13 protein-coding genes are annotated in these 13,576 nt (G+C 58.9%); 4 read left to right on the forward strand and 9 right to left on the reverse strand.

Translation table 11 applies throughout. From position 1 onward, the window contains the following. Nucleotides 1-471: 471 nt before the first annotated feature. The 5 genes from P4G45_RS02405 to P4G45_RS02425 form a co-directional block, all read right to left on the reverse strand. Nucleotides 472-2,211: a DUF4097 family beta strand repeat-containing protein gene (locus P4G45_RS02405; RefSeq protein ID WP_348268101.1), complete on the reverse strand. Its 1,740-nt coding sequence runs from the start codon at nt 2,209-2,211 to the stop codon at nt 472-474. Nucleotides 2,212-2,214: 3 nt separating this feature from the next. After that, nucleotides 2,215-3,420, reverse strand: a complete 1,206-nt coding sequence (locus P4G45_RS02410; protein ID WP_348268102.1) for a B-box zinc finger protein — start codon at nt 3,418-3,420, stop codon at nt 2,215-2,217. Then, the gene (locus P4G45_RS02415) at nt 3,417-4,418 is read right to left on the reverse strand and encodes a zf-HC2 domain-containing protein (protein ID WP_348268103.1); all 1,002 of its coding nucleotides are present in this window, start codon (nt 4,416-4,418) and stop codon (nt 3,417-3,419) included. Before P4G45_RS02415 ends, P4G45_RS02410 begins: the two co-directional genes overlap by 4 nt. Nucleotides 4,419-4,447: 29 nt before the next feature. After that, nucleotides 4,448-5,062, reverse strand: a complete 615-nt coding sequence (locus P4G45_RS02420; RefSeq protein ID WP_348268104.1) for an RNA polymerase sigma factor — start codon at nt 5,060-5,062, stop codon at nt 4,448-4,450. 623 nt (nt 5,063-5,685) lie between these two features. Next, the gene (locus P4G45_RS02425) at nt 5,686-6,213 is read right to left on the reverse strand and encodes a superoxide dismutase family protein (RefSeq protein ID WP_348268105.1); all 528 of its coding nucleotides are present in this window, start codon (nt 6,211-6,213) and stop codon (nt 5,686-5,688) included. A gap of 186 nt (nt 6,214-6,399) precedes the next feature. Here P4G45_RS02425 and P4G45_RS02430 point away from each other — a divergent pair, with 186 nt between their 5' ends. Further along, nucleotides 6,400-7,884, forward strand: a complete 1,485-nt coding sequence (locus P4G45_RS02430) for a peptidase S10 (protein ID WP_348268106.1) — start codon at nt 6,400-6,402, stop codon at nt 7,882-7,884. Between the two features lie 23 nt (nt 7,885-7,907). Here the strand turns inward: P4G45_RS02430 and P4G45_RS02435 are convergent, their stop codons facing one another. From P4G45_RS02435 to trpD, 3 genes are read right to left on the reverse strand one after another with little or no spacing between them, the layout of a single operon-like run. Beyond that, complete coding sequence (locus P4G45_RS02435; protein ID WP_348268107.1) at nt 7,908-8,267, reverse strand: YbjQ family protein; 360 nt, start codon at nt 8,265-8,267, stop codon at nt 7,908-7,910. A 58-nt stretch (nt 8,268-8,325) separates the two neighbouring features. Next, a complete protein-coding gene (locus tag P4G45_RS02440) occupies nt 8,326-9,558 on the reverse strand; it encodes an MFS transporter (protein WP_348269203.1) in 1,233 nt (410 codons plus the stop codon). A 22-nt stretch (nt 9,559-9,580) separates the two neighbouring features. After that, a complete protein-coding gene (gene trpD, locus P4G45_RS02445) occupies nt 9,581-10,630 on the reverse strand; it encodes an anthranilate phosphoribosyltransferase (RefSeq protein ID WP_348268108.1) in 1,050 nt (349 codons plus the stop codon). A gap of 171 nt (nt 10,631-10,801) precedes the next feature. On the opposite strand from trpD, the gene sucC reads away from it, so the two are divergent. Together sucC and sucD are read left to right on the forward strand one after the other, a co-directional pair. Further along, on the forward strand, nt 10,802-11,980 hold the full coding sequence (gene sucC, locus P4G45_RS02450) for an ADP-forming succinate--CoA ligase subunit beta (protein WP_348268109.1): 1,179 nt from the start codon (nt 10,802-10,804) through the stop codon (nt 11,978-11,980). After that, entirely contained in the window at nt 11,980-12,855 is an 876-nt protein-coding gene (gene sucD / locus P4G45_RS02455) for a succinate--CoA ligase subunit alpha (RefSeq protein ID WP_348268110.1), read from the forward strand. The genes sucC and sucD overlap by 1 nt, the downstream gene beginning before the upstream one ends. A gap of 11 nt (nt 12,856-12,866) precedes the next feature. On the opposite strand, the gene P4G45_RS02460 is transcribed toward sucD, so the two are convergent. Then, nucleotides 12,867-13,028, reverse strand: coding sequence for a hypothetical protein (locus tag P4G45_RS02460; RefSeq protein WP_348268111.1), 162 nt, complete (start codon nt 13,026-13,028; stop codon nt 12,867-12,869). Between the two features lie 103 nt (nt 13,029-13,131). On the opposite strand from P4G45_RS02460, the gene ndk reads away from it, so the two are divergent. Continuing rightward, a complete protein-coding gene (gene ndk / locus P4G45_RS02465; protein ID WP_348268112.1) occupies nt 13,132-13,548 on the forward strand; it encodes a nucleoside-diphosphate kinase in 417 nt (138 codons plus the stop codon). Nucleotides 13,549-13,576: the final 28 nt, after the last annotated feature.

Raw genomic sequence — 13,576 nt, forward strand, 5'->3', positions numbered from 1 at the left:
CAACCTCTTGAAACTTCACAGCTAAAGGATAGACCCCTTGGTCGGCGGCTTTGAATCACAATGCTTGTGAGGAGTTTGGCGTGACTGAAAATTCCGTCACTTTCCGAGCGAAGAGGAGGTGGGCGGGATCCCCAGAGGTGCCCAGAGAGACTAATGCTGGATGCGTGGGGTCCGGCAAATGGCGGCTTATCACTAGAAAAAGGCTCACCGCTTATCCTGTCTCGGTTGAAAGGCGACCACTCTCTTGGCGATCGGTGCTGTGCACAGTCCATTCCATCACCGGGACATCGACATGCCGCGATGTAGCGAGGGTGTTGTGCGAGCTGCCCGGGGCTGCTATTGCGGTTGAATCTTTCGTTTTCACTCAATGATAGGCGTGCAAGTTGCCAAACCGAGGCGCGCCGTTGACTTCAATCAAGTCATTGCGGTGGTTCGCCCGACGAGTTGAAGCGCAATAGACCTTCAGGCTATTTATTGGTGAGAGCTATTGGCTGAGGAGTTGGATTTCTGTTTCGCCTCACGCTTTGCCTGTGCCGCCGCCTCGTTCGCTTGGGCTTTGGCTGCCTTGATCTCTGCAGCGGCAGTGCGCTCCGCTTCTTTTGCCTGCGCCTGCGCTCCTTCGATCGCGCTTCTTGCCTCTGGCGGAACCAGGGTTAGCTTGGGCGGTGCAGGTGGAGTGGGAGGGAGTGGCAGAACGGTGGACTTTTTGAGTGAGACGTTACCGTGGCTGGTGGTCAGGCGGAGAGTGGAGCCGCCGTTGCCAATCGTGCCGGTAAAGTTTTTACGGGTATCGGTGCCTTGGGTGGAGAGCGAAAAATCATTGTCCAAGTCGCCGTCCGTGGTTTGAGCGTCGATGGAAAAGCTGGAGTGCTCGGGAACGGTGAGGGTGACATCGCCGTTGCGATTCTCGATCGTCACATCGCCCAGCGGCGGAGCACTAGTGACATTTACAAAGCCATTGCTATTGGTGACCGAGACATTCCCCGCGATACGATCAAGCGTCACATTCCGGCTCCGTGTGCTGAGCGTAAGCGGCCCGACGACTTCGCTGGCGGAAAGGTCGGCATTGTTGCTGATATCTGCCTCGCCATCGAGGCGGCCGAGTTGCATGTCCGTGCGCGTCGAGTGGAACTTGATCGATCCGCGGATGTGTTCGAGGTGAGTAGATCCGAAGAAATCGCCATTGATACTGACCGGCGAACTGAGATCGGAGAGGGTGAGGTCCTGGCCGCGGCCTTCGACGATGAGCGGTCCGGTAATACTATGGGCCGAGAGAGACGAATCGCTATTGTTGATATGCGCCGAGACAGCGCCCGTGATGGCGCTCAATTCGACGTCTCCATGATTCGCAGTGACCGACACCGTGGCCTTGATGGAGCTGACATGCACGTCGCCGTGGTTGGCGGTTACATTGACGGCGGCAGCCGGAGGTGTAGTGATCGTCAAATCCGCGCGGCCTCCAGGCAGACGAGGCACGGCAAGCGTAAGGATATTGCCATTGGTATTAATCTGCGGGTTGAGTTGCTGTGCCTTGCGGTCGGCGTCGGAGTCGGAGCGGCTATAGATCTCCCTGTGCATGGCGACGTGGATCTGGTTGTCATCGCTGGTTCCGGAGATGAAGACATCGCCGCGCGGGTTATCGATAGAGATGGCGTCGCCGGCTGGAAGGGCTTCGGTGAGGGACTGATCGCTCTCATGTTTATCGCCGAGAAACTGATCGAGGTCGTTTTGATTGATGCCAAAGCTATGCTCGAACATGGTTCCAGAGCCATGCTGAAACCCGCTGAAGATCACGCCGGCGATCACAAGCAGCAGAAGCAGGGAAAACACTCCGCCGCCCATGCCGCTGCGATAGACAGGGTGAGAGGGATCGGTCTGACTGTAGCGGTCATACACCCATTCCCCAAACATCACGATGCCAGCGCCGATGAGCAGGACCGGCCACCAATGACCGTACCACTCCCATACCTGATGGCCGTCAAGGCGGCCCATCTGAACCAGCAAAAATACAACACCGATGGTGATGATGATGATTGGCCCGACGATGGAGCCATGCCGCATGCCCCGGGTCCGGTTGCGGTACGCGGCTGCCTGGGCGCGAAACATATCGCGCTGCATCCGGGCCTGTTCCTTCATCACGCGGCGTTGATACTTCCAGTCATTGCCATAGGGAGGCCCTGGCGGCGGGTAGGGTGGAGGATTGGTGGCCATGGCTTATTTCCCTTCCTGGTCGTGCGTGTTGGAAGGAACGACCGAGGTCGTCGTCGTTGGCACAGGCCCCGGCGGCGGCGCGGCCGGATAGGGATAGGGGTAAGGAGCCGCAGCGGCTGCGCTGAACGCAGCCCGTTGCAAAACCGCCATGACGCCCGCAACGATGATGAATAGCGGCCAGCTTCTCCCCCAGGAGAGGATATGAGAGCTGTCCAGCAGAAAGAGCACACCGACCAGCATGATCCAGATTGAGCCGCGGAGGGCATGGAAGAGACGAAACTTGTAGGCGGCCGTCCCGTCATCGGCAATCGATCCGGTATCCGTCATCTTGCGAACGAACTGCCACACGCCGAACCCGATCAGCAGCAGCGGCACAAACCAGTGGATCGAGTGGCCGTGGAACAGTCCGGAGTTGCCGATAAGAAAGATTGCGCCGAGGGCAATCAGCCAGATCGCGCCTGTGGGGAAGCGGTTGCCGCTATAGGGAGGATTGAGATCCGCCGGAGGGGTAGCCGCACCGACGAAGGGTGTTCCCGGCGCCACATAGTTCTCCCACGGTGCGTCCCAACTCGGAGTTGGGGGAGGAGGAGTGTAAGGCGGATACCCCGGCGCAGGCGGCGGATAGCCTGCGACTGGGGGTACTGTCGCATCTGGCGCTGAGGCCGATGTCTGTCCGCTCATGCCTCCGTGTATTCCACCCGGCCACGCCTTGCCGAAGCCGAGACGTTCGCCCAGATCATTCAGCCCAAAGGGATTGGGCAGCGGCGTGCCGTCGCGGCGCGCCTGCGCGGTGTGATGAGCTTCGATGACCTGATAGAAGACCCAGCCGGCGATGAAAAGACCGAAGATACCATTTTCTCCCGCCAGGCTCACCAGGACGGCAAAGACGATCAGATGCACAATTCCCTTGGCATACTGGCCGTTGTACATCGCGCCCACGCCGGGGATAAAGCCCAGCAGTGCAGCGAGGCCGGGATTCGGCTCGTCCACTGCCGGCGGCGGAGGGATCGTTCCGTCAACAGGATAAGTCGCGCCGGGGATGGGACCGGCAGCGGGGTTAGGAGCATTCGCTCCGGCTAATTTGGCGACAAGGCAGGGCTCGCAGAAGACCGCTGAGCCGACAGTGCGGGTGCACTCCTGGCACAGGGGTTTGCCGCAGTTCTGGCAGAATGCAATTCGTTCACGATCAGGATGGTTGGCGCAGTTCATACTAATTCCCCTTCCTGCAGGTACTTCAAAATACTGGGAGTAAAGACAACAAAAGCCTGGGTGGCGGGGACGGAGTCTGGCCGTTGCAATGACTCGGCGAACTGCACATTACCGCTTGAAGTTTCGCGGCGGCTGGAGCCGGGACCGGGTTTGGAGTGGGACTGTTTGGAATCCGATTTTGGACTTGCCGGTTGCTGGTCGTCTTTCTGCTGACTGCCGGGCTGCGTTTTACTTGGTTGCTGGTCCTGTTCAACAGCCGGGGCAGGCGCGATGTAGGGCGCGTCGTTATTGCTCGAGCGTTGCAGATCGCGAACCCGGGACTCGAGCTCGTAGACGACCTTCAGGTTGTCGTAGTAGCGAAGAACGTGCGCATTCGCCTCATAGAGATTGCGTTTGATACTCGAAGGCCGCAGGTCGCTGAGGTGCAACTGGCTGACGCGAACGCCGGTAATGTTCAACGTAAGCGCAACAGAAAAGAAAGCCATGGCGGCGGTCATCGCCAGTCGGGGCTGCAGTAGCGTCTGGCCGATCGAGCGCAGACCGAAACCTGCAGCGAGACGGCTGCGGAAGGGCAGAACATTGCTGGAGCCGTACGTCCCCGCAGGTCGCATCGCAGCAACCGGCATCGGGCCGCCATGCCCCAGAAGAGTGCTGGGCTGCCACAGACCATGGCCCAATCTCTGTTTGCCGGCTACAAGCTGGGGTTGGCTCGCAGGCTGGGCGTTGCAGGTCTGGGCAAGAATGCGCTCCAGCAGCGCCGCGGAAGGCTCAGGCCGGGGCGACTTCAGCATCGCCAGCCAGTCCGCACCTCGCTTGGCGTCGGCAAGCATGTCGCTGCAAGTGGAGCAGGAAATCATGTGCAGATCGAAGGCTGCCTGGTCCGCTGCGGAGAGCGTGCCGTCGAGCGCGTCGGCGAGCATTGCCTCGCACTGGGCGCAGTGCTCAGATTCACCCGTCTGAGGGGGCTGTGCGCTGCCAAATTGGTTGAAGTCTGCCACTTACATCACCTGCCTTTCTATCAACTCCATTACTGTCTTTCTATACGCTGTAAAAGCTTTGCAAGTTCCCCGCGGCCGCGACTGATGCGGCTTTTGACAGTGCCCTCAGGAATGCGGAGGACCTGTGCTATCTCCTTGTAATCCATATCTTCCAGATCGCGCAAAATAACGGCTTCGCGAAGCTCCGGCGAGAGCTGCTTAAGTGCGCACTGTATCTGGTTTTTCAGCTCCATCGAGGCGACGTACTGCTCCTGCGAGGGGCGGTTATCGGCCAGACGATCACCCATCGTCGGGCTGCCATCTTCGCCGTCGAAGCTGACGTCCAGCGAGTCGCTGGCACGATCCAGCCGCGTCCGCCGAAAGTGGTCGACTAGCAGGTTGCGCGCCAGCGTCGTAATCCACGTCTGAAAGCTGCCTTTCTGCGTGTCGAAGCTGGAGAGATTTTTGTAGAGCTTCAGGAAGACGTCCTGGGTCAGGTCTTCTGCGTCCGTGCTGGAGCCGGTGAAGCGGTAGCAGATGGCATAGATACGCCGGTGCTGGGAGGTTACGAGCTGCTGCCAGGCATGCGAGTCGCCGGCCATGCACTGGCGAACCAGTTTGGCGACAGCTTCCTGCGCGGCTTCCTGCTCGGGTGTGCGCTCCAATATTGCCTCTGACGTCTTAAGTGGTGGAAGAAGTGTACCTCGTGGTGCAGGCGTCGAGGCGTTTTGATGTAAGGTTCCGTGCCCGGAATGGGACACTGTGCGAGGCATCGATCTACGTCCGACAGTCCGGCCCGGCACTGGAATCGCAATGTGCAGAACGCCCATGGATGCCTGTACGCAACGGCATTCACAGTAGTTCAACATGGCGGCGCCTTATTTAGTTCAGCGCAGCTTGATGTCCTCTCACTGGCATGAACGGACTGCGGCAACGGACAAGTCGATCTCCCGTGCAGTGCCTCAGAATGCTGTCAAGTCCCGGAGGATGTTGAGAGACTTGGCATGGTGTTTGTAAGCTTCGCAAAACAAGAACCTTACCTTCCTGAAAATAAATCTACAGATTCTGCAAATCAGTTTCACTCCATTTGTTAAACTCGAAGCAGAAAAGAAATAAGTCAGGCCCAGCGACCATTGCTGGGCCTAACTTATTTAGATGCAAGACTTTAGACACTAACTCGTTTGCAATGAATACTTTGCGAAGATCATCCACTCCAGATCATTGAATCCAGAGACTTTATCAAAAAGTACCCCCCGGGGGGATCCCCTTTGCGGCTGCTGGCTGCCAGTTAGGGCGTGGGCATGGAGATCACGCCGCAGGCTATCCGGTTACCGGCGTTGCCCGTGGGGTCGGTCTTCATGTCATCTGCCTTCTCGTGGATCACGATGGCCGTGCCCGCAAGAATGTTGTTGGCCTCGCCCGGAGTCATGGAAAGATCGGCAACCTTGAAGCTGATCGAGCCCATGTGGTCTTCACCGATGGAGACGTTCTGCGGCAGATCGCCGTTGTGGTGGCCCTCCGGGTTCATCGTTCCATGCTTCTTGCCCGCCGGGTTGAAGTGGCCTCCGGCGCTCTTGAAGTCCGGCGGAGTGCAGACCGGGTGCTCGTGAATGTGGACGGCGTGCTCGCCAAAGGGAAGGTTCTTGAGGTTGAGCTTGATGGAGAGCTTGCCGTCCTTGAGCTGGCGGAAGGTGGCCGTGCCGGCATCCTGTCCCGCGCTGGTCTTGATGGGTACAACCAGCTTGTTACTGGATTTGGCGAATGCGGGCGCGGCTGCGAAGGTGGCTAAGGCCAGTAGGCCAATGGTTATGCGCATGAAGTTGTCTCCTTGAAGTGCGATGTGGGCCTGCGGCTGCTGCCGGATGTGTCCTGCCAGTTTAGAACGTCACCCTCCAGTGTGAGATCAATCGTCCTTGAAACCCGAACTGTCGTACTAAAAATCAGCCCTGTGTATGGTTATTAGATGATCTCGTCACGAGTTTATTCTGCGTCCAGATTTGCGATGTGTCTCGCGTTTGCCTCAACCCTGATTTTGTTGCCCGCCGCCCGAGCCCAGAGCGCGCCCGATGCGAAACCTGCTCCGGCCAAACCGGCGGAGCCCAAGCCGGAATTCGCTCCTTTGCCTGCGGATGCTCATGTGGAGCAGACGATGGAGCTTGATGGCAAGCCTCTGCACTATACGGTCACGGTGGGAACGCTTCCTGTGAACGATAAAGAGGGCAAAAAGGTCGGCGAAGTCGTCTACACGGCGTACACCGTGGAGGGGAAAGACCGCCCCGTCACCTTCGCGATGAACGGCGGCCCCGGTGCTTCGTCGGTCTATCTCAACCTCGGAGCGATTGGCCCGAAGCGGGTCGCGTTTGGCGGCGAGGGTGACAGCCCGTCCGATCCGGCGACATTGAAGGACAACCCCGGCACCTGGCTCGATTTCACCGATCTGGTCTTCATCGATCCCATCGGCACCGGCTACAGCCGCTCCCTCGTCTCTGAGGCCGAGACCAAAAAGCTCTTTTACACCACGGTTCCCGACATCCAATATCTCTCGCGGATGGTCTACGACTGGCTGGTAAAGAACGGACGTCTGAATTCACGCAAGTATTTCGTCGGCGAGAGCTACGGAGGCTTTCGCGGCCCGCGTGTGACGCACTATCTGCAAACACAGCTTGGCGTGGCCCTGAACGGCGTCGTTCTGGTCTCGCCGTATTTGAACCCCACCGTCGAAGACAACGGCGACCTCTCTCCGCTGCCCTGGATGATGACGCTGCCTTCGATCGTCGCCGCCCACATGGAGCGAGAGCACACGCTGACGGCCGAAGCCATGGCTCCAGTCATCGCCTACACTCGCAGCGACTACGCCGCAGCGCTGTTGAAAGGCCGGTCCGATCCGGCGGCGACGCAGCAGATGATTCAGCATGTGACCGAGCTTACCGGACTCGATCCTGTCTTCGTGAAGCGCGCCGGCGGACGCCTGGAGACGCAGGCTTATCTGCGCGAGGTCTATCGCTCCGAAGGAAAACTGGGCAGCCGCTATGATCCAAACGTCACAGCGTGGGACCCGTTTCCAAACGATCCGGATCAGCGCAGCAATGATCCTATTCTCGAAAGCATCGTCGCGCCGACGACCACGGCGATGGTCAACTTTGTGACCCAGACGGTAGGTTGGAAGACGGACGCGCGCTACGAGGCGCTGAGTATGGATGTCAACCGGCTATGGGACGGCGGCGATGAGCTGCGGAAGGGATCGGTCGAACAGCTTCGAGAGTCGGTGGCGAACGATCCTAAGATGCATGTGCTGATTGTCCATGGATGGAACGATCTCTCTTGCCCGTTCATGGGTTCGGTGCTTACCGTCGATCAGATGCCGGTGATGGGAGATCCGACTCGGGTGCAGGTCAAGGAATATCCTGGTGGGCACATGTTCTATAGCCGTCCGTCGAGCCAGATGGCGCTACGGAAAGACGTAAGGGAGATGTTCCAGCAGCACTGATTCAGGCACGCTCGTCTTTGTCTTCAGATCCGTTCGACGAGGACGGCAGTGCCGTAGGCGAGGACCTCTGTCACTCCCTGCATGAGCTCGTTGGCGTCGTAGCGAAAGCTGATGACGGCGTTGGCTCCGTGCTCGGTGGCGTGTTGGGCCATCATGTTGAAGGCGTCCTGGCGGGTCTTTTCGCAGAGCTGCGAGAGGATGGTGATGTTGCCCCCAACGACTGTTTGCAGGGCTGCGCCGAAGGTTCCGAAGATGGAACGCGAGCGGACGACGATGCCCCGCACGACGCCCAGGTTGCGGACGATGCGGTAGCCGGGAAGTTCGAGTGCGGTCGTTACCATGGTGGGATCGAAGACGATCGCTGGCTGCGGGTATGAGGACATGGGACTCTCCTTTAGCTATGCGAGATTGTACTTTGGAGCGATGAGCGGGGCGGATCTATTACCGGCGAAAGCTGCGGCCACGTTGTTCGGGGCCGAACGCAAAGACGAACAAAAGCACCACGATCACCAGGCTTTCAAACAGAGTGAGCGCCCAGGGATAGCCAAAGTGGTTTCGCAGGAAGAATTCAAATGACACGGCTGGAGAGGCGATGAGCACTCCGAGCTGGTAGACGAAGCCGGGGAAGAGGCTGCGCACCGAGTCTGGAGAGAGCTCGTTCAGGTGAGCGGGAATGACACCCCAGGCACCCTGCACTCCGGTCTGCATCAGGAACGAGCCAAGCACAAGGACGACCACGGAGCTTCCGAAGGCCCAGGCAGGAATGGAAAACAGAGCGAGTGCAAGGGCAGCCATGATGGAATAGCGCCTGCCGATCTTCTCCGAAATCTGGCCAAAGAAAAGAGCACCGACGATGGCGCCGATGTTGTAAAGGATGGGGATTCCGTACAGCGGCTGCACTCCCAGAATGAGCGCATGCCGGATACTCGGCAGGGTCTTGAGAAAGTCGGGATAGAGGTCCTGCGTGCCATGAGAGAGGCAGGTCATCACGGCCATCACCATCAGCAGGTAGAAGAAGCTGCGCTTGTGCTGGAAGAGTGTCTTGAAGATGCTTCCGACAGAGCCCATGCGGTGCATCTTCCAGGCTTCAGACTCGGGTGATAGTGCGGTCAATATGACGATGGCCACCGCAACGAACGAGCCAACGACGAACATGGCGCGCCAGCCAAAGTGTGGCGCGATGGTCAACATCCCGACCGCCGCGAGCAGATAGCCGAAGGGATAGCCGCCCTGCATCATGCCGGAGAGAACGCCGCGGCGGTGGCGGGGAGCGTTCTCCATGGCGAAAGATGCACCGATACCCCAATAGCCTCCCATTCCGATGCCATAAAGCGCGCGCAGAATCAGAAAGACTGTGTAGTTCGGCGCGAAGGCGCTGAGCATGGTGGCGGCCGAAAAGTAGATAACGCAGGCGATGAGCGGCTTTTTGCGTCCGTAGCGGTCAGCCAGCGCGCCGAAGATGAGAGCGCCGACCGGGCGCATGGCGAGCGTGATCGAGATTGTCCAGACGATGGCGCGCTTCTCTACGTGGAAGTGGCCGGCAAGCGAGTCGAGCAGAAAGACGACGACGAAGAAGTCAAAGGCATCGAGTACCCAGCCGAGAATGCCGGAGGTTACGGCAAATTGCCATCCTGGTGTGTTCGTCTCGTTTTGCGATAGCGATAGAACTTCGATGCCGTTGCTCCTTCTCTTCGGGCTATGCAGGATTGTACGTGCGGAGAGCTTTGAGGAGGTTTTTTACGGCTCCGCTGTCGATGGCGTGGCCTGCTCTGGCTACACCTTCGGTGAAGGTGGCGACAAGGTCGGAGGCTACGAGCACAGCTGCGGCGTTGAGCAGAACGATGTCGCGCCGGGGGCTGCGTTCGCCGCTGAAGATGGCTTCGAGAATGGCTGCGTTGGTCGCGGCATTGCCTCCGCGGAGGGTTTCGATGGGGGCACGTTCGAGGCCAGCGTCTTCGGGCGTGAGAGTGCTGAGAGTGACGACGCCGTTGCGGACTTCGGCGATCTGGCTGGGGCCGGAGATGGAGATCTCGTCGAGTCCCGTGAGGGTGCCGTCCGCTTCCTGGGCTGTGCCGTGGACGACGAAGGCGTGGCGGGTATTGAGAATGGCCATTGCCTCGGCGACGACAGGGACGAGATGCGATGCATAGACGCCCATGACCTGTGCGGAGGCGCCGGCAGGATTGGAGAGCGGACCGACGAGATGGAAGATGGTGCGGATGCCAAGGGCGCGGCGGACAGGCATGACGATCTTCATAGCCGGGTGCAGGCTGGGAGCGTGAAAGAAGGCAAAGCGATGTTTGCGGAGGACGGCTGCGCCTTCGGCAGGCGAGAGGCCGACGGGAATGCCGAGGGCTTCGAGGACATCGGCTGAACCGCACTGTGAGGTGACCGCGCGATTGCCGTGTTTGGCGACGGTGGCTCCGGCGGCAGCGGCGGCGAGGGCGGCGGCGGTGGAGATGTTGAAGGTACCGCTAAGATCGGCTCCGGTGCCGCAGGTATCTACGAGCAGGGCCCGTTCGACAGAGGAAAGCGGCACGGGAATTGCGGCGGCGCGCATGACATCGACGAAGCCAGCTATTTCGCTGGGAGCTTCGCCGCGGGTGGCCAGAGCACTGAGAGCGGCGGCCAGCTGGATCTCAGACAGTTCGCCGGCCAGTATCTGTTGCATGAGGGCGCGGGCGGCCTCGCGACTGAGGGTCTGGCGGCCTTCGATGATCTGCTTAAGGTGGAGTTGCGGAGGCATCCATTTAAAGGTAGCAGGTGAGATATTGATCGATGATTTTCCGGGAAAGTGTGAAACGCGCCAGAAGATCGAAAGCAAGAAACGATAACCGCACGGCTGTGCGAGATTTGGTTGCCGGGGATTGTTGGCGTCCGCTACACTTCAGTGGCGGGCGGTTCGCGACAATAACCTATGAAAATTCACGAGTATCAGGCTAAAGAGATTCTTCGCAAGTACAACGTTCCTGTTCCCAATGGGGAGATGGCGACCACGCTGGAAGAGGCGGACACGGCTGCGAAAGGGCTGTTTGACGCAGGCAATGCGGCGGTGGTCGTGAAGGCGCAGATTCATGCGGGCGGACGCGGCAAGGGCGGCGGCGTGAAGGTTGTGAAGTCGCTCGAAGATGCGGCCGCTGCGTCGAAGGCGATTCTGGGAATGCAGTTGGTGACGCACCAGACCGGGCCTGCCGGGCAGAAGGTGCAGCGGTTACTGATTGAAGAGGGCTCGGCGATTGACCGCGAGCTCTATCTCGGGCTGGTGCTGGACCGGGCCTCGGCGAAGGTCGTGTTTATGGCCTCGCAGGCTGGTGGCATGGAGATTGAAGAGGTCGCGGCGAAGACTCCCGACGCTATCTATAAGGAGTACATCGAGCCGGCGGTTGGGTTTCAGCCCTATCAGGCACGTCGGCTGGCATTCAAGCTGGGACTGAAGCCGGCGCAGATCAACCAGGCGGTCGCGTTTATGACCGGGCTTTATAAAGCCTTTGTCGATACGGATTCGACGCTGATGGAGATCAATCCTTTTATCACGACGAAGGACGGCAAGCTGCTGGCGCTGGATTGCAAGATCAACTTCGATGACAACGCGATGTTCCGCCACAAGGACCTGAAGGAGCTGCGCGACCTGGCGGAGGAAGATCCGCTGGAGGTTGAAGCCAGCAAATTCGCGCTGAACTACATCAAGCTCGATGGCACAATTGCCTGCATGGTAAACGGCGCTGGGCTGGCGATGGCGACGATGGACATCATTCAGTATGCCGGCGGGTCGGCTGCAAACTTCCTCGATGTCGGCGGCGGAGCCAACCAGGAGCAGATTGAGAATGCATTTGGAATTCTGCTGAGCGACCCGAATGTGAAGGCCATCTTCATCAATATCTTCGGCGGTATTTTGCGCGTGGATGTGCTGGCCCAGGGCGTGGTGAATGCGGCGAAGAAGCTCAATGTGAAGATCCCGATCATTCTGCGGCTCGAAGGCACCAATGTTGAGGAAGGCCGAAAGATTTTGAAGGACTCCGGATTGAATTTCCAAGTGGGTACAACGATGAAGGAAGCCGCTGATCTTGCAGTGGCCGCTGCGAAAGGTGGGAAATAATGGCAGTTCTGGTCGATAAAAACACGCGGCTGATTGTGCAGGGAATTACCGGGCGTGAGGGAACGTTCCATGCCAAGGGTTGTGCTGAGTATGGAACGAACGTCGTTGGCGGCGTGACGCCGGGTAAGGGTGGGACGACCCATGAGGGTTGGCCGGTCTTCAATACTGTCGAAGAGGCTGTCAAAGAGACGGGCGCGAACGCCACGGTTATCTTTGTTCCGCCACCGTTTGCTGCCGATGGAATTTTAGAAGCGGTGGATGCGGAGATTCCGCTGGTCATCTGCATTACCGAGGGAATTCCTACGCTGGATATGGTGAAGGCGTGGGAGATCGTAAAGCGCTCGAAGTCGCGGCTGATCGGGCCGAACTGCCCGGGTGTGATCTCTCCGGGCAAGGCGAAGGTCGGTATTATGCCGGGCCGGATTCACAAGGAAGGCAGTGTCGGTATCGTTTCGAAGTCGGGCACGTTGACCTATGAGGCTGTCTATCAGTTGACGACGCGCGGAATTGGTCAGTCGACGGCGATTGGAATCGGTGGCGACCCCATCATTGGAACAACGCACATTGACGCGCTGCGATTGCTGAATGACGACCCCGAGACGGAGGCGATCATCATGATCGGCGAGATCGGCGGCTCGGCGGAAGAGGCGGCGGCGGACTTTATCAAGAAGAACGTGAAGAAGCCGGTGGTTGGCTTTATCGCTGGCCAGACGGCTCCTCCGGGACGGCGTATGGGACATGCGGGCGCGATCATCTCGGGTGGCGAAGGTACGGCAGCAAGCAAGATGCAGGCGATGAGCGATGCCGGGATTACCGTCGTGAAGACCCCGTCCGAGATTGGCGAGGCGATGGCGAGGGTGCTGGGGAAGGCCTGAAGAGCTGTGAATCAGCGTGGCTGCTTGCGATAAAAAAGAGCGGCCGCAAAGAAGACGATTGCCACCATGAAGGCTAGCCGGGCGTGAAGCCAGTCGCGGTAATGAACGCTGATGAGGCCATCGATGACCCAGGCGGCGAAACCGACGAACCATATCCAGGCGGTTTTACGCATTCGGCAGCCTCCAGTCTTCTTAGACGGACGTTCAGCCAGTGGGTGTGGCTTTACATGATTGTTTTACACTGGATGGATAAGCATCCATAGAGGAGATTTCACGTTGTCACAGCGTACATTCAGCATTATCAAGCCGGACGCGGTCCGCAAGGGCGATGCCGCGGCCATTCTCGCCGAGATTGAAAAGGCGGGCTTCAAGATCGTTTCCATCAAGCGGTTATCCATCTCCAAGGCGCAAGCCGAGGGTTTCTATCATGTTCACGCGGCGCGGCCGTTCTTTGGCGAACTGACGGAGTTCATGTCGAGCGGCCCCATCTTTCCCATGGTCCTCGAAAAGGATAATGCCATCGCCGATCTGCGCAAGCTGATGGGCGCAACCAATCCGGCGCAGGCCGAAGAGGGAACGATCCGTAAGAAGTTTGCGGCATCCATCGGCGAAAATGCCATCCACGGCTCAGATGCCGAGGATACGGCGGCGTTTGAGATTGGCTATTTCTTTGCAGGTTACGAATTGAAGTAGTTTTTGGTTGGATTAAAAAGTAATGGCA

It is taken from the genome of Edaphobacter paludis, assembly GCF_039993895.1.
Lineage (GTDB): Bacteria > Acidobacteriota > Terriglobia > Terriglobales > Acidobacteriaceae > Edaphobacter > Edaphobacter paludis.

Coding starts and splice junctions, on each gene's coding strand:
- P4G45_RS02405 (WP_348268101.1), bottom strand. CDS start 2,211: ATGGCCACCAATCCTCCACCCTACCCGCCGCCAGGGCCTCCCTATGGC.
- P4G45_RS02410 (WP_348268102.1), bottom strand. CDS start 3,420: ATGAACTGCGCCAACCATCCTGATCGTGAACGAATTGCATTCTGCCAG.
- P4G45_RS02425 (WP_348268105.1), bottom strand. CDS start 6,213: ATGCGCATAACCATTGGCCTACTGGCCTTAGCCACCTTCGCAGCCGCG.
- P4G45_RS02430 (WP_348268106.1), top strand. CDS start 6,400: ATGTGTCTCGCGTTTGCCTCAACCCTGATTTTGTTGCCCGCCGCCCGA.
- P4G45_RS02435 (WP_348268107.1), bottom strand. CDS start 8,267: ATGTCCTCATACCCGCAGCCAGCGATCGTCTTCGATCCCACCATGGTA.
- trpD (WP_348268108.1), bottom strand. CDS start 10,630: ATGCCTCCGCAACTCCACCTTAAGCAGATCATCGAAGGCCGCCAGACC.
- sucC (WP_348268109.1), top strand. CDS start 10,802: ATGAAAATTCACGAGTATCAGGCTAAAGAGATTCTTCGCAAGTACAAC.
- sucD (WP_348268110.1), top strand. CDS start 11,980: ATGGCAGTTCTGGTCGATAAAAACACGCGGCTGATTGTGCAGGGAATT.
- P4G45_RS02460 (WP_348268111.1), bottom strand. CDS start 13,028: ATGCGTAAAACCGCCTGGATATGGTTCGTCGGTTTCGCCGCCTGGGTC.